Raw genomic sequence first — 15,318 nt, 5'->3', positions numbered from 1 at the left:
TTTTGTTGTACGATGCTAAAACATTCAGGGTTAGTACCCAATGATGATCTTACATAAACAGTACCGGGAACCGTAGTATAATTAGTAGGATTTGTTATAGGTTTTGTATTGTCTAGAGCACTGTTTGCACTCGTATAAAAAAGACAGCGTAGCCCCGCTACTGTGCAAAGCGTTATTAAGTGTAAGGTTATATGTGCCCGAACATGAAGTTATAGCAGGAAGCACCGGCGCTATGGGAGCTGGCTGCACAATAAGATTAAATGTTGAAACGGACGAACAACCCGTAACACCATTACTCACCCTTGCATAAATAGTCTTCGGGCTTGTTGTAATTGTGTAGGCTGATGGATTGGCAATTTGGTCACCAAAGTTTGCTTCTGCCGTTATGTGGTAAGTTACTGTAAAATTTGGATTTCCCATAGTAAGTTCGGCCCCCTTTGACAATAAATTAAAAGTTGCAGCTCCTGTAAAATTGCCGCATAATGTCATTGGCGTCGCGGTAATTGTGGGCGGATTTTCCTCGACACGTAATAAAAGCGATGCAGTATCAAAATTAGCTGGGTTGGCATTTTCCCAAACTCTTACAGCAATTATTGCACTACTGCTAATATATTGATTTGGTAATGCACCAGTATTAGTTTGGGCAGAAGCTAATGTTTGAAAATAGGCAACGCTGTATAATTGAGGATTAAGACTTCCCAAAACTTGCGGCGTATGCATGTTCAGAATAAAAACTGCCTGGCCATCATACGGATATTCGCAAATAGCATAAGGCGGAATCGGTTGCAGATTTATTTGCGAAAATGTGGCTGTTGTACAAAACAGAAGTAATAGCAAAAGTTTTTTCATTGCAATTGGTTTTGCGCCAAATATATAAATAAAACAAAACCCCGAATAGGACATATCCGGGGTTCTTTGTTATTTGATTTTGGAATTTGTTATTTTCCTAGAATGGCAAATCGTCATGCTCTTCTTCGCGGTAATTTGTTGCAGGCTCGAAAGAATCGCGCTGCTGTACCGGCGCCTGTGATTGTTGCTGCTGGTAGCCCTGCTGCGGCTGCTGGTATTGCGATTGCTGCTGGTAGCCCTGTTGCGGAGCATCAGTTTGTGCACGCTCAATTCTCCACCCTTGTATCGAGTTGAAGTACTTGGTTTCGCCCTGCGGGTTTACCCACTCGCGGCCACGCAGGTTGATGCTTACCTTTACCGGTTCGCCTATCTGGTAATTGTTCAGCAGGTCACACTTGTCCTGCGTAAACTCTATCATGATGTGCTGTGGGTACTGTTCATCGGTAGTTACCACCATTTCCCTTTTCCTGAAACCGTTTGCACCAAATGCCTTAGTCTCATCGATCATCTTGATCCTTCCTGATACTTCCATAATTGTTTGTGTATTTTCTGCCACTGCGGGCAGCTATCGTTAATAATTAAAATTCTTTTTTAGACAGAAGTACTCTCCAGGCGTTCTGCACATCGTTATTATCGAGGTATTCTTTGGCCAGGCGGTACTGTTTTTCGCTGTCGTCAGCGCTAAGTACGGCTTTAATGCCAAAGTCCTTCTTTACAAATATATCAATTTCTTCTTCAGTCGGCAACATTTCTGTATTACCAAGTTTACCTAAATCATTGCCATCGAAAATGCCGCTGTCTTTTACGTGTTGCGGTATAGCATCAACGCCAATTCCCAGTGTCGTCAGCGGTTTTTCCACCTCAAACAGGCCCTCGCTGCTGCGGTTGTACCAGTTGCCGCCAAGGCGCGACACAAGGTCAATTTTATGCTGGTCTATCACCCCATTTTCGTCAAGAATGCTTTCATCGATATGCAGCTTTACCACTTCGCAAATGATGAGGTTACCTGCGCCGCCTTCGGTTCCCAGTGAAATGATTTCATTCACTTTACATTCAAATTGCACGGGTGACTCGGCCACACGGAAAGGCTTCACTATGTCCGACGCCAGCATGGTAAGCCCGGCCTTTTCAAATTCGTTCACTCCTGCGCCATACTCGGTGCTAGAGAGCGAGGCCTGCTGCACAAGGGCGTAGTTCACTACGTTTATTACTACCTCGCGGTTTAGTTCGGCGTTGATGAGCGTGTGCTTAATAGTATTGTCACGCACACGGCGCGATGGTGAGAATATAAGTATAGGCGGGTTGGCGCTGAACACGTTAAAGAAGCTGAACGGCGACAGGTTGGGTGTACCGTCTTTATCTATGGTGCTGGCGAAGGCTATGGGCCGCGGCCCTACCGAACTTTGAAGGTAGGCGTGCAGCTTTGGCGTGGGTATTGATTTTGGGTCTATGCTAAGCATGGTTGTTTGCTGTTTGTGCAAAGATACTTTTTTGGCAGGATGTGGGTGTTGATAAGTGGGAATTTTGCAGCAGTTTTGGCTTAGGCATTTTTGCAGGCTATGTCCTGCTGTCCGCTCTATCTGCTGCTCCGGAAGCTCCGCAGCAGGATGCCGCTGTCATCAGGGCTGGGAGAGTGAGGCTGTTTTTATTTTGTATTCTTACTTAGGAACGAGCGTGACCGCTCGCGCCAGCTGAGTATTAATAAATTAAATCTGGATTAATAATAATTATTTAACAATTGCACTTCCTTCAGGGGCAACTGAATAATAATATGTTCCGAAATTAAAGCATCCTTCAATATCATATCGCGGTATTCCTAGTTGAGGATTAATTGGTAATTTATTTATGAATGCAAAGCGGGTTGTGTCTAATTTATTTTCGAGGATAATCGGTTCATGAATCATAATTTTCCATTCGTAAATCGAATCTCTCCAACATCCGACAAATTCTTGACCAAATTCTGACTCTTTATCTGTTTTAATTCTTACATAATTATTATTAGGGATTGTAGTAATATAACCACTATATATGTATATACTATTAAAACCCTCGATAAAAGTTATGCATTGCTTTTCATCAGGAGAATAAATATGATGCGTTTCAATGTGGTGTCCACACTTTAAAAATGGAATACAAATTAATAATATTATTACGTACTTCAGCTTATTCATTATTATCTGTCTACTACTTATTCCAACCGTATAAATAACCCGATGGTACAGATTTGGAATCCGTGCTTATCAAATCTCAATCTGTATTTTCACCTTCCCGCCCAAACCTTTTCTCCACAATATCAAACAGCGTTTTAAGTGTAAGGTTATTGCCATTATTCTCTATACGCGAAATATATTCACGCTTTTTATCCACAATATCTGCCAATTGCGATTGTGTCAGATTCTTATCCTCTCTTGCTTTTTTTAGCAATAGGCCAATTTTAAAACTTTCAAAATCCCTTTCCAGTTCATCGCGCCTTTCAGTCCCTTCAGCTCCGTAAACATTGTCTTTTATCTCTTTCCACCTTTTAGTTTCCATCTTAATTACTTCGGCAAAAATCAAATGTAATATAAAAGCTACTATTTTCCTAACGAGCGAACTTTCACTATCTTTAAGCCTCAAAACCTTATTTATGCAGATTGTTGACAAAAGAAGTTTTACGCGTTGGTTCATCATCATAACTTCTTTTCTTATTGTTGTACTCATTGTCTGGAATACCTATTATCTCTTCCAGACATTCAAGGGCGAAGAGCGCCTGAAAATGGAACTTTGGGGTCAGGCCACACAGAAAATCGTAAAGTCAACAAGTGACACTGAAGATTTGGAGCTTCCTCGTTTCATCCAGGAAAATAATACTACCATACCCATCATCCTGGCAGATGGCGCCGGCAACATACTCACAACCAAAAATATAGATGAAAATATAGCCACGGATTCTGCAGAAGCTAAAGAGCTGCTCGAGGACTTTAAAGGGCAGAACCCGCCAATTGAGGTAGATTTTTTAGGTGAAAAACAATATATCTATTACGGTAACTCTTTCCTGCTTAACCAGTTAAAGTATTACCCGGTTGCGCTGTTGCTGATCATTGTGCTGTTTGGGGCAGTGGTGTATAATTTTTACCGTGCTACCAAAATGGGCTCGCAAAACAGGCTATGGGCCGGTATGGCTAAAGAGACCGCGCACCAGATTGGCACACCGCTGTCATCGCTTTTGGGATGGATTGAGATTATGAAAGCTGACAATGTTGATGAAACCACTGTAACCGAAATTGAAAAAGATGTAAAAAGGCTGCAGAGTATTGCCGACCGTTTTTCGAAAATCGGGTCGGAACCTGTTTTGGAAAAACTTGATATTGTTTCTGAAACTGAAAAGGCATTTGACTATTTAAAATCGCGTGCTTCGAAGCAAATAAATTTCACTTTTCGTGCGCCGAAAAATCCTGTTAACGTAATGTTAAACCCTGAACTGCATAGCTGGACAATAGAAAACCTTGTAAAAAATGCCATTGATGCCATGAAAGGCCGCGGCAGGCTTGACATTATAATCGAAGAGAAGGGTAATTTTGTGCAGGTGAAGGTTTCTGATTCGGGCAAGGGTATCGCCAAAAATCAATTTAAAAAAGTTTTTGAGCCGGGTTTTACCACAAAAAAACGCGGATGGGGCCTGGGCCTTTCACTTACCAAACGCATTGTTGAGGAGTATCACAAAGGGCGTATTAAGGTAGCTCACAGCGAATTAGGCAAGGGTACCATTATGCAGGCAAGCTTTAAAAAGGCATAAAAAAAGGAAGCAGATGCTTCCTTTTTTTTTATCATAAATTTTTGTTAATGGCTTCAGCGAGCGCTTCAAACTCTTCTTTTTCGAGTTTTACCTTGTTTACAAATCGCATCTCGTCCATTTCATTCAACGGAATAAGGTGAACGTGTACGTGAGGTACTTCCAAACCTACTACGGCTGCGCCTACGCGCTTGCAAGGCACCGTCTTTTCCAGCGCTATCGCAACTTTGCGTGAAAACTTCATCAGACCGAGGTATTCTTCCTCATCCATCTCAAAAATTTTGTTCACCTCGCGCTTTGGGATACAGAGGGTATGGCCTTTAGCATTCGGGTTTACATCTAAGAATGCCAGGTAGTTATCGTCTTCCGCAACTTTATAAGCCGGGATTTCGCCGTTGATTATTTTTGTGAAAATAGTAGCCATCGCTGTATTTTAGTGTTCGTCGCGGGTAATGTCAAGAACTTCAAACTTCAGCGTTCCGTTTGGAACCGTTATCTCTGCAACCTCGCCGACTGACTTGCCCAAAAGCCCTTTGCCTATTGGTGATGTCACAGATATTTTACCTGATTTCAGGTCGGCTTCACTTTCAGCAACAAGGGTATATTTCATCTCGGCGCCATTGGCCTGATTCTTTATTTTTACGGTAGAAAGCACCAGCACTTTGCTCAGGTCAAGCTGAGATTCATCTATAAGCCGGGCATTTGCAACTACTTCTTCCAGTTTTGCAATCTTAAGTTCAAGCAGCCCCTGCGCTTCTTTTGCGGCATCATATTCTGCATTCTCGCTAAGGTCTCCTTTATCGCGTGCCTCGGCAATGGCCTGTGAGGCTTTCGGCCTTTCTACACTTTTCAGCTGCTCAAGCTCGTCCCTTAATTTTTTTAATCCTTCTGCTGTGTAGTAAGATACTGTACTCATAACTTCATCGTTTATATAAATAGAAAAAATCCCATCAGGACGGGATTTCTTTCTGCAAAGATAATATTAATATGTTAATTCAATTCTAATGTTATGTGCTATGCACATCCCAAAGTTAATTAAATTAAATTTGTATCATAATTATTAGTGTAAAATTTACCTATGAAAAAGTGTTTTGCCGTTTTGTTTCTCGCCATAATTGTTTTTATCGGCTGCAGTAAAGATGATAATATCAGAAATAATAATCCGTACCTGCCTAATTATAATTTTTCGATGAATATAGATATGACACTGAATAAGTATGCATCGTTGCAATTTACCGGCAATGCAGTCTATGCCGATCAGCCGGGTGCAATCAATGATGTTATTATCATGAATACAGGAACGGGCTTTACAGCTTTTGAGGCTACCTGCCCAAATCAGCCAATCACTACCTGCTCATTTATGGAAATCGACGGGATAAACGCCATCTGCCCTTGTGATGACGCTGAATATAACCTCTTTACCGGGCTGGCTGTTGGCAAGCAATACCCGTTAAAGCCATACAGGGTTACCGTTGTGAGCCCAACATATATCAGGGTTTCAAACTAAAAAAGTCCTGCTGTAATTAGCAGGACCTCTTTTAAATAACTCAAACAATTAAAACTTCACAGTTGCGCCGAGCAGAAAATTAATACCTGCCTGCGGGTAATAACCTGCGCCTTCAAGTGTTGTAACCGAGCCGGGTACAGACCAGTCATCATCATACGTATAGAAATATCCGTTTGATTCATATTGGTAATCAAAGATGTTATTCACTAATCCTGAAATAGTTATGGATTTTATGAATGTCTTCGTGGCAAATTCATAAGATAAATTCAGGTCACTTACCGAGTACCCTTTCAGTTTAGAACCTTGAGAGTCGATATTGCCCATATACTGGTCGCCCACAATTTTTGAAAGCAGCGATATTTGCAGGTTTTTTATTGGAATGTAGGTAAAGACGTTGCCGGCAATAAGGCTTGGTGAGAAAGCAATATTTGTTTCGCCAAGGTTTTGAAGCACACCATCCCTTTGGAAATAAAAATCAATATTCTTGTTCCTGCTTACAGAAATATTTGGACGAATTACGAACCTGCTCCCTAACGCGATTGCTGCATCAGCTTCAATACCCAGCCTGTAACTGTCGCCGCTGTTAGTATATATTGGCGCTCCTACGTCATTTAAAGCCCCTGTAAGCACTAGTTGGTTCTTATAGCGCATGTAGTAGCCATTTACATTAATTTTTACGTTAGAAGCGCTGTATCGCCATCCAAGCTCAAAATCATTAAGCTCTTCCGGTTTAAAGCTGCCGTTTTCATAATCATCGCGGCGCGGCTCACGATTGGCGCGGGCGTAGGATGCATAAATGTTGTTATTCTGGTTCAGGGTAAAAGTAGCCCCAGCCTTAGGATTAAAGAAGTCAAATGTATCATCAACCGGGTCTGCCATCACACCGTCAGCCTCATAGTTTACAGTGCGGTACTGCATATCAGCAAAGAGATTAAACCATTTGGTTATCTGCCAATTAGCTTTAGCGTAGATATTAAAATCTGTTTTTGTTGCTACATCACTATAATACCTGTCATCCGGCCTTGTGCTTTGAGAAAACTGCGACCATATCACATTCCCGAAGTGATCCCCTTCATACTTGTTATAAGCTCCGCCAAGGTTTACGTTCCATGCGCCTTTGTTATAGTTAGCAGAAAAAGTAGTGCCGTAAAAGTCATTATCAAGCCATTTTTGGGTGATAAGGTCACCAATAGTGCTAGTCTCTCCCGGCCGTGGCCCGAGCCCGTAATCAGCAAAGTCGGCATCATCGCGGTAATTTTCATAGTAACCCTTGCCGATTGTGTAGTGCAGCGCTACATTGGTGTTCCAGTTCGGGTTCAGGCGCTGGCTCCAGTGCAGCTGGTAGTGGTCCTGCTGGTAATTATCTGTTTCATTGTCGTAAAAGCGGGTGTTTCCTGCCTCATCCGTGTAAACGCCTGAAGGATTAAATCGCCTGGCGTTACGCAGTGTTTCTGCGTCAAGCCCATTCCAGGCCTGGTACGTTTTTTCTGTGCCGCCAAAGGCAAGCGCTTTTATCAGGGTGCCCCCCGAAAGGTATGTTCCCTGCAGGTAATACGACTTTAGGTCGCTGAAAGCCCTGTCAACATAACCATCAGAATAGATGTTTGATAAACGCCCGGCAAGCTCAAACTTATCGCCCAATAGGCCGGTAGTAAACTTTACGGTATGCTTCCGCGAATTGAAGCTTCCGAAAGAATTGGAAACCTCACCGCCTGCTTCGGTTTCGTAAGAATCTGTCAACAGGTTGAGGCGGGCGCCGAAAGCGCCCGCGCCATTGGTAGATGTACCTACACCACGTTGCAGCTGTATGCTTTGTACCGACGATGCAAAGTCGCCCATGTTTACCCAAAATGTTCCTTGTGATTCGGCATCGTTGTAGGGAATACCGTTAAGGGTTACGTTGATTCGTGAAGCGTCTGACCCACGCACCCTGATGTACGTGTAGCCGAAGCCATTGCCGGCGTCGGTAGTAGTTACTACCGATGGCAAATAGTTCAGGAGAATTGGGATATCCTGCCCAAGATTGCGGGGCGCAAGTTCCTGCTTTGTAATGTTGCTGAATGTAACAGGTGACTGTGCCGTAGCGCGAACAGACTGAACCAGCACCTCATCCATTTTCTGGATAGTGTCCTGTTCCTGCGCAGCTGCGCCAAGGCAAAACAGGCCTGCGGCAAGCAATAGTGAATTTTTTGTAATTTGTTTAAAAGCTAAGTGGCTAAGCAGCTCAGCAGCTCTAAAAAAAAGTTTCATCCGTAAATAAATTTTACGAATAAAAGGGGCATTATTCTTTGTTAGTAATAATGGTTTTGTTGTGGCATAGTACGGCGTGCACTCCGCTTTTTTGCCTTTTCCCTTGGCAGCATTACCTGCCCAGGTTCGTTGGGTATGATCTCAGCCCGAATAGTAGGGCACCCCTTTGAGACGCGGCAAAGATAGGAAAAAGATTATTCGATCATTCGATTTTTAGAATATTAGAATATACAATATAGAGTCTTGCAGTTGAAAAATCGAATGATCTAAAAATCCGGCCTTCTGCGTCCTTCCTTTTTTTCGCTTTGATTACGCTTTGCCCTGATACGTTTTTCAATAACAGACCTTGGAATTTTGGTGGGCTTTCTGGCTTTCTTTACTTTAAGGGCATTTTCCATTATTGTAAGAAAGCGTCTTGTAACAATTTCTTTATTGCGCAGCTGGCTGCGGTCTTCATCACATTGCAGGATAAATATGCCATCTGAAGTTAGTTTTGATGCGAGGTTTTGCATGGCAAGCGTCTTTTCGTCTTCAGAAAGTGATTGCGAGGCAGGTAAATTAAAGCTGAGTACCACTTTTGATGAAACCTTATTGACATTCTGCCCGCCCGCGCCACTGCTGCGAACGGCCTTGTAGTCAAGCTCTTTTATAATGGTTTCAGTATTCATTTGGTTTACGTTTATGATATAAGATTTAAGATTTGCTGAATCGATAGCAAAATCAAAAATCCGAAATTTTCAATCTGAAATTATTTCGGCTGGTGTGCGGGTTTCAATAAATCATTTACTGTCTTCACCGGGTTAAAGGTTGCCAGGGGTACTTCCGCAAAAACCGTAAGCCATCGCGCCATTGCTCCATTCCATAGTCCGGGGAGTTCATAAGATTTCAGGTCTTTACCGTACTTGTTTTTATACACAATAAAGCCTGTTGAGTTATCTACATACTCGTGCAGGTCAAAATATTCGCCTTTGTAGTTCTTTAAGCCACATACAAGGTCAACCGGATTAAAGAATTCAGATTTTTCAAAAATCTGTTTTTGTGCAGGATTTTGCAGGTCAATCTGCGAGCTTTCCACTATTTGCAGCGAAAGCCTTCCCTGCTCACCTTTAATCCAAAATGGCCCGCCGCCGGGTTCGCCTTCATTCTTTACCATGCCACATACACGAAGCGGCCTGTTAAGCAGGTCTTTTATATAATCAATCCTGTAGCCTTTTGTGTATTTTGCAACATCGTCAGGGATTTGTACTGAAAGCTCATTTTTCACAAAAGCAAACATTGAATTGAGTTGTGCATCGGTAAGATGGCCGCCATCAATAATTTCAAGGTAGCCGAATATCTTTTCCTGAAGCTTTATAAGCATTCCTGCAAGGGCTTTTTTGTAAAGAGCGATAACTTCTATATTGTTATGGCTTACATTATCTATATTTTTAATAAAAACAATATCTGCATCAAGGTTATTCAGATTTTCTATCAGTGCACCATGCCCGCCGGGCCTGAAAAGTAATTCTCCTGTATCTGTGCGGAAAGGATTATTGTTTAAATCAACTGCCAGGGTATCAGTCTGTTTATGCTGGTAAGAGAAGTTGAAGTTAATGCTTATGCCTGATGATGCTTCAATATTGCTTTTTACAGCTTTAATTGCGTCAAGAAATCCGTCAACATGCTCTTCTGAAATAGTGAAATGCACATTTGTTTTTCCTTGTGATGCAGCGTAGGCTACCGCTTCTTTTAAATGTTCATAAACCGGTGTTGCCGTAAAGCCCTCATATTGATGGAATGGGAGTATTCCCTTAGGTTTGTTGGCAAAGTCAAATTCACCACTACCCAACATTGTTTTTATGAAATTGTAATAGCGTAAATTTTTATCCCATGTATTGTAATCCGGGTGGGTTTTCATCACCGCTAACACTTCATTGTAAAATGGGAGTTTGTCTATGCCTACTAAAAAAACACTGAGTGCAGTATCTCCCCTGCGGTTTATGTAGGCATTGATTGTTTCTTTTGCAGGATTATACTCTGCAATAAAGGTACAGGCAAATTTAAACATCCGGCTTGCTGCGCCGGATGCCGGAACAAACTTCTTGAGCTTGAAGTTGTCTTTTTTACTGTCAAAATAAGCAGCATGGTCAATAGCTTTTTCTTCATCAATCGGGCAGATGCCGTCATTAAGCAAAGCCGGTTTTTCGAGAGTGATGCGTGAAAGGCCATTCCTGAATATGGTAAGCTGGCGGCGCAATGCATCAATAGATGTTCCCTGATTATAAATCTGTATAAAATCTGCTACTGTAAAGCCGGAATCAAGTGCTTTTTCCAGCGACAGTATGATATTTTTAGCCGTTTCATTTATTTCATCGCTAACCGCTATAATGTGTGGCAGGCCATTATTTTCAAAAAACTGTGCAACTTTTTTGGCTTCATTATCATTGGTGTGCTCAAAGATAATACTAAGCGCATCTTGTGAATTTATGGCGGCATTCAAGCTTTTTACTTCAAAAGCAAATTCGCGGGCTTCTCTTCCGTCGGGTGCAATAAATTGCAAGAGTTTATTTGCTAAATCAGTTTGTGCAGTATTGCTATATATGGCTACATTGATTGTGCCGGTTTGCTGTTTAGTAATATTTTGTTCCATGCCCTGTAACCAAAAATGGCAATTATAGTTATTATGATATAAAAGATTGCTGTAAACACCAATCCTTTATAGAAAAAAGCGGTACCACAATGATATCGCCGATAATAAGGTATATCCAGTTCTCAATTTTCCTTTTGGCAAGCAGCCACATCCCAACAAAGAAAAGCCCTGTTGTAAATATGTCAACATACGTCCACCAGGGGCCAAACATGTTGAACCAGACATATACCCCAGTGACAAATATAACTGAAACACTGAATATCAATATACATTTTTGGTTATCTTTAAGTGTTGCGCGGGTAATTGTAAGGCTTTCGCTACTGTTGATGTTGCTCCACAGCAGCCAGCCGTAAGCGCTCATGTAAAAATAATATAGGTTTACAATAAGGTCACCATATAATGTTGCAGTATACATCAGGTAAATAAATATACCCGTACTTACCAGCCCGGTTGGGTAAAGCCAGATGCTGTTGCGGGCAGAAAACATAACGCTAAAAAGCCCGAGAATTACAGCAATAAGCTCAAGGCCCAAAACAAAAGGGGTGTAACCATTAAACTGGCTGAAGACCAAATCAATAAATTCATTCATCAGCTTTAGTTTTCAAAAGAATATACCAGCGTAAAATCTTCAATCTCCTCGAATAAGAAACGGTAGTTTTTATTAATTTCTTCAAATATAACCTTAGCGCTGCCATTGCCTGAAGCATATTCAAATGGCAAAACATCCATATGCTGCTTAAAGCTAAGGCCGTCACGCGAAATCATTTTGAAAACAGCTTCCTTCACACCCCAAATCACAATCAGCATCTGCATGTAAGTATCCAGATGCATTGGGTCGAGATATGCAAACTCCCTGTCAACAAACTTATCTGCAATAGTTATGACTTTTTCACGCCGCAGTTCCATGTCTATGCCAACATTTCTGTCACTCACAATAATTGCAGAGAAACCGTATGAATGGGTAATCGAGATATAGTTGCCATCTTCAAGGTAAGGTTTGCCGTCAGCATCATAATGCAGGTCAAAATCAGTGTAGCCTGCTTCCTTCAGAAGCCACCGTACACTGAGGAAACCCCTCCGATGCTGGCTGCTTTTCATGCGGTCTATACGGCCGTGGCAGGCAGGCTTCAGGTCAATAGCGCCAAGCTCTTCTTCACTTTCTGTGATTTTCCAGATGAGGAGGCGTGTCCCGGGCAGTACTTCTTCAGATTTATACAGCGGCATTTAAATGAGGTTGTTTTTCAGCGAATTAAAATGTAATGCTCAATTTTATTATGAAACGTTGAGCTTATGATTACAAATCAATTCACTAAATTTGCAAAAATTTCGTAATCACAAATATACATTATTCATGAGTACAACCACAATGCCTTACGTGGCATATAAAGTTAAAGATATTGCCCTTGCTGAATGGGGAAGGAAAGAAATACAGCTTGCAGAAGCTGAAATGCCGGGCCTTATGGCGCTTCGTGAAGAATATAAAAACGAGCAGCCACTTAAAGGCGCACGCATAGCAGGCTGCCTGCACATGACCATACAAACAGCCGTGCTTATAGAAACGCTTGTTGCCCTTGGTGCAGAGGTTACCTGGAGCTCATGCAACATATTCTCTACGCAAGACCATGCTGCTGCTGCAATTGCTGCTGCCGGCATACAGGTATATGCATGGAAAGGCCTTAATGAAGAGGAGTTTGACTGGTGTATAGAGCAGACACTTTTCTTTGGTGAAGACCGCCAGCCGCTTAACATGATTCTTGATGACGGGGGGTGACCTTACCAATATGGTGTTTGACCGTTACCCTGAACTTGCTGCAGGTATAAAAGGGCTTTCTGAAGAAACTACTACAGGTGTTCACCGTCTTTATGAAAGGGTGAAAAACGGTACGCTTGTTATGCCGGCTATCAACGTAAACGACTCGGTTACAAAATCGAAATTCGATAACAAATACGGCTGTAAAGAGAGTGCTGTAGATGCTATTCGCCGTGCTACTGACCTTATGCTTGCGGGTAAAAGGGTAGTGGTTTGCGGTTATGGTGACGTAGGTAAAGGTACTGCGGCTTCTTTCCGTGGTGCGGGTTCTATAGTTGCTGTTACCGAAATTGACCCGATTTGTGCGCTACAGGCTGCAATGGACGGTTACGAAGTGAAAAGGCTTGACACGGTTGTTGGCAATGCTGATATCATCATCACTACTACAGGTAACAAAGACATCGTAGTAGGCCGTCATTTCGAGGCTATGAAAGATAAAACTGTGGTTTGTAACATTGGCCACTTTGACAATGAAATTGACATGGCTTGGCTTAACAAGAACCACGGCTCTTCTAAAGTTGAAATAAAGCCTCAGGTTGACAAATATACCATTAACGGTAAAGATATAATAATCCTTGCTGAAGGGCGCCTTGTAAACCTTGGCTGTGCTACAGGCCACCCAAGCTTTGTAATGAGTAATTCATTTACAAACCAGACACTTGCGCAGATAGAGCTTTGGAACAATAGCGACAAGTACGAAAATGATGTTTATATGCTGCCTAAGCACCTTGATGAGAAAGTAGCATCACTTCACCTTGCCAAACTTGGTGTAGAGCTGGAAACGCTTTCTGAAGGGCAGGCTGCTTACATTGGTGTTGAGGTACAAGGGCCATTTAAGCCGGAGTATTACAGGTATTAATCTTCAGGATTATTTGAATTTTAGATCATTAAATTAGATAGAAAGTCCCGCTGTATGGCGGGACTTTTTTATTTGTACAGTCGTGCAGTCTAAATACAACATTCTATAGTTCTAATATTCCCTGAAAGAGCAAGAAGCAATGTGATCATTCACCATACCGGTTGCCTGCATATGGGCATAGATAACAGTTGAGCCTACAAATTTAAAACCGCGCTTTTTCATGTCTTTGCTAATGGCATCTGAAAGGGGAGTGGTGGCAGGGACACCTTTTAATGATTCGGGTTTATTGTCAATTGGTTTACCATCGGTAAAATTCCAAAAGTACTTAGAGAACGAGCCGAACTCTTCCTGCACTTTCATAAATGCCTGCGCGTTGCTTATAGCCGCCGCAACCTTCAGCCTGTTACGAATGATACCTGGGTTTTGCAACAGTTCGTGCTGCTTCTCCTTATCATACTTTGCAATCTTCTTATAGTCGAAGTTATCAAAAGCCTCAGCAAAACTCTCCCGCTTGCGTAGTATGGTTATCCAGCTAAGCCCAGCCTGAAATGTTTCGAGCAACAGGAATTCAAACAGAGTTTCGTCATCATAAACCGGTTTTCCCCATTCTTCGTCATGGTAGCGCTCATAAAGCGGGTCGCCTTTGCACCAGCCGCAGCGTACTATTTCTTTCATGATTTATTGTCTATATATTTGTCAATAAGCGAATGTGCTAAATAAATTATCGGAGTAAGCAGTATTGCTATACCAAGCTTTACTCCATAGCCTGTAAGCCCTGATTTTATATAAGTTTCGTTATCCATTTGGCCTGTCATCCAAAAGGCAATTCCCAGAACAATAAAGCTGTCAAAGAACTGTGATATTACTGTAGAACCCGTACTGCGAAGCCACAGCATTTTATCACCTGTCCTGTTCTTTACAAAATGGAAAATGGTGATATCTATCAGCTGTGAGACTAAAAATGCCGTAATACTGCCGACAATAATCCACATGCTTTGCCCGAAGACAGCTTTGAAGCTTTCATCGCTTACACCCATACCTTCCGTTGCCGGAATACGCATGGCAATAAGCAGCACAAAAAAACAGTAGGCAATCAATCCTGCAGTGATGAAGGACAGCTTGCGAACGCCCTTCTCACCAAAGTATTCATTGATAAGGTCGGTCGTTATGAAAACCACCGGCCACGGTAAAATGCCCACGCTCATGGGCACAGAGCCTACGTATATCAGCTTACCGCCAATAAGTTCAGCAACTATGGCATTGGTAATAAATATCCCCGCCAGGATTACGTAAAGGGTTTCTTTTTTGGTTTGGAGCATTATAAAATCAATCCTTCAAATTTAAAGTTTTTTTAGGATAGATTAGATTGTTAGGAAATATTGCTGTTTTAAAAAACTATAAAATAAATTGCTGCCCAAACCGAGAGGAAGAAAAAGCCTGGCAAAACAACCGTCTGCATTTTTTCTCTGATGTTTCTTTTCACTAACGCAAGATATAGCAGATAAACAACAAAGAAAGCTGCCAAAAAAACTGCAATAAGAGGATAAACGATGCCCATAAGAGAAAGGTTAGGGGTTATTAAACTCAAATATAAGTATTTAGGCTGATAAAACAAAAAAACCCGCAGCCTTTCGGTGCGGGT

16 protein-coding genes and 2 pseudogenes are annotated in these 15,318 nt (G+C 41.9%); 3 read left to right on the top strand and 15 right to left on the bottom strand.

Annotated features, from left to right (window positions below; genetic code table 11):
- Nucleotides 1-81 precede the first annotated feature (81 nt).
- The 5 genes and pseudogenes from LRS05_RS01460 to LRS05_RS01440 all read right to left on the bottom strand — a co-directional run bounded on the left by LRS05_RS01460 (nt 82) and on the right by LRS05_RS01440 (nt 3,381).
- Nucleotides 82-849 (bottom strand): hypothetical protein, encoded by a 768-nt coding sequence (locus tag LRS05_RS01460; RefSeq protein WP_257866684.1) that lies wholly within the window; start codon nt 847-849, stop codon nt 82-84.
- A gap of 97 nt (nt 850-946) precedes the next feature.
- Complete coding sequence (locus LRS05_RS01455) at nt 947-1,381, bottom strand: DUF3127 domain-containing protein (RefSeq protein ID WP_257866683.1); 435 nt, start codon at nt 1,379-1,381, stop codon at nt 947-949.
- 46 nt (nt 1,382-1,427) lie between these two features.
- Nucleotides 1,428-2,309, bottom strand: coding sequence for a flavin reductase family protein (locus LRS05_RS01450; protein ID WP_257869218.1), 882 nt, complete (start codon nt 2,307-2,309; stop codon nt 1,428-1,430).
- 267 nt (nt 2,310-2,576) lie between these two features.
- A complete protein-coding gene (locus tag LRS05_RS01445; protein WP_257866682.1) occupies nt 2,577-3,020 on the bottom strand; it encodes a hypothetical protein in 444 nt (147 codons plus the stop codon).
- A 69-nt stretch (nt 3,021-3,089) separates the two neighbouring features.
- Nucleotides 3,090-3,381 (bottom strand): annotated as a pseudogene (locus tag LRS05_RS01440) (helix-turn-helix domain-containing protein).
- A 94-nt stretch (nt 3,382-3,475) separates the two neighbouring features.
- On the opposite strand from LRS05_RS01440, the gene LRS05_RS01435 reads away from it, so the two are divergent.
- A complete protein-coding gene (locus LRS05_RS01435) occupies nt 3,476-4,624 on the top strand; it encodes a PAS domain-containing sensor histidine kinase (RefSeq protein ID WP_257866680.1) in 1,149 nt (382 codons plus the stop codon).
- 31 nt (nt 4,625-4,655) lie between these two features.
- Here LRS05_RS01435 and LRS05_RS01430 read toward each other — a convergent pair whose 3' ends face one another.
- Nucleotides 4,656-5,045 (bottom strand): HIT family protein, encoded by a 390-nt coding sequence (locus tag LRS05_RS01430; RefSeq protein WP_257866679.1) that lies wholly within the window; start codon nt 5,043-5,045, stop codon nt 4,656-4,658.
- A gap of 9 nt (nt 5,046-5,054) precedes the next feature.
- The gene (greA, locus tag LRS05_RS01425; protein WP_257866678.1) at nt 5,055-5,537 is read right to left on the bottom strand and encodes a transcription elongation factor GreA; all 483 of its coding nucleotides are present in this window, start codon (nt 5,535-5,537) and stop codon (nt 5,055-5,057) included.
- Between the two features lie 162 nt (nt 5,538-5,699).
- Here greA and LRS05_RS01420 point away from each other — a divergent pair, with 162 nt between their 5' ends.
- On the top strand, nt 5,700-6,128 hold the full coding sequence (locus tag LRS05_RS01420) for a hypothetical protein (RefSeq protein WP_257866677.1): 429 nt from the start codon (nt 5,700-5,702) through the stop codon (nt 6,126-6,128).
- Nucleotides 6,129-6,176: 48 nt separating this feature from the next.
- Here LRS05_RS01420 and LRS05_RS01415 read toward each other — a convergent pair whose 3' ends face one another.
- The 5 genes from LRS05_RS01415 to LRS05_RS01395 all read right to left on the bottom strand — a co-directional run bounded on the left by LRS05_RS01415 (nt 6,177) and on the right by LRS05_RS01395 (nt 12,231).
- The gene (locus LRS05_RS01415) at nt 6,177-8,378 is read right to left on the bottom strand and encodes a TonB-dependent receptor (protein WP_257866676.1); all 2,202 of its coding nucleotides are present in this window, start codon (nt 8,376-8,378) and stop codon (nt 6,177-6,179) included.
- Nucleotides 8,379-8,644: 266 nt separating this feature from the next.
- Nucleotides 8,645-9,046 carry an alternative ribosome rescue aminoacyl-tRNA hydrolase ArfB gene (gene arfB / locus LRS05_RS01410; RefSeq protein ID WP_257866675.1) on the bottom strand — a complete coding sequence of 134 codons (402 nt, stop codon included), beginning with the start codon at nt 9,044-9,046 and terminating at the stop codon, nt 8,645-8,647.
- An 80-nt stretch (nt 9,047-9,126) separates the two neighbouring features.
- The gene (locus LRS05_RS01405; protein WP_257866674.1) at nt 9,127-11,007 is read right to left on the bottom strand and encodes a DUF4301 family protein; all 1,881 of its coding nucleotides are present in this window, start codon (nt 11,005-11,007) and stop codon (nt 9,127-9,129) included.
- A 31-nt stretch (nt 11,008-11,038) separates the two neighbouring features.
- Nucleotides 11,039-11,596, bottom strand: coding sequence for a nicotinamide riboside transporter PnuC (gene pnuC, locus LRS05_RS01400; RefSeq protein WP_257866673.1), 558 nt, complete (start codon nt 11,594-11,596; stop codon nt 11,039-11,041).
- 5 nt (nt 11,597-11,601) lie between these two features.
- Complete coding sequence (locus LRS05_RS01395; RefSeq protein ID WP_257866672.1) at nt 11,602-12,231, bottom strand: 4'-phosphopantetheinyl transferase superfamily protein; 630 nt, start codon at nt 12,229-12,231, stop codon at nt 11,602-11,604.
- 127 nt (nt 12,232-12,358) lie between these two features.
- Here LRS05_RS01395 and ahcY point away from each other — a divergent pair.
- Nucleotides 12,359-13,676 (top strand): annotated as a pseudogene (ahcY, locus tag LRS05_RS01390) (adenosylhomocysteinase).
- Between the two features lie 111 nt (nt 13,677-13,787).
- On the opposite strand, the gene LRS05_RS01385 reads toward ahcY, so the two are convergent.
- From LRS05_RS01385 to LRS05_RS01375, 3 genes are all read right to left on the bottom strand, one after another.
- Nucleotides 13,788-14,351, bottom strand: coding sequence for a DNA-3-methyladenine glycosylase I (locus LRS05_RS01385; RefSeq protein ID WP_257866671.1), 564 nt, complete (start codon nt 14,349-14,351; stop codon nt 13,788-13,790).
- Nucleotides 14,348-14,995, bottom strand: coding sequence for a queuosine precursor transporter (locus LRS05_RS01380; RefSeq protein WP_257866670.1), 648 nt, complete (start codon nt 14,993-14,995; stop codon nt 14,348-14,350). The genes LRS05_RS01385 and LRS05_RS01380 overlap by 4 nt, the downstream gene beginning before the upstream one ends.
- 68 nt (nt 14,996-15,063) lie before the next feature.
- Entirely contained in the window at nt 15,064-15,234 is a 171-nt protein-coding gene (locus tag LRS05_RS01375; protein WP_257866669.1) for a hypothetical protein, read from the bottom strand.
- Nucleotides 15,235-15,318 lie beyond the last annotated feature (84 nt).

Origin of the sequence: Flavobacterium sp. J372 (assembly GCF_024699965.1) — a bacterium.
Taxonomy (GTDB): Bacteria; Bacteroidota; Bacteroidia; order Flavobacteriales; family Flavobacteriaceae; genus Flavobacterium.
Note: the sequence above shows the minus strand (reverse complement) of the source record. Positions and strands in the feature narration are given on the sequence as shown.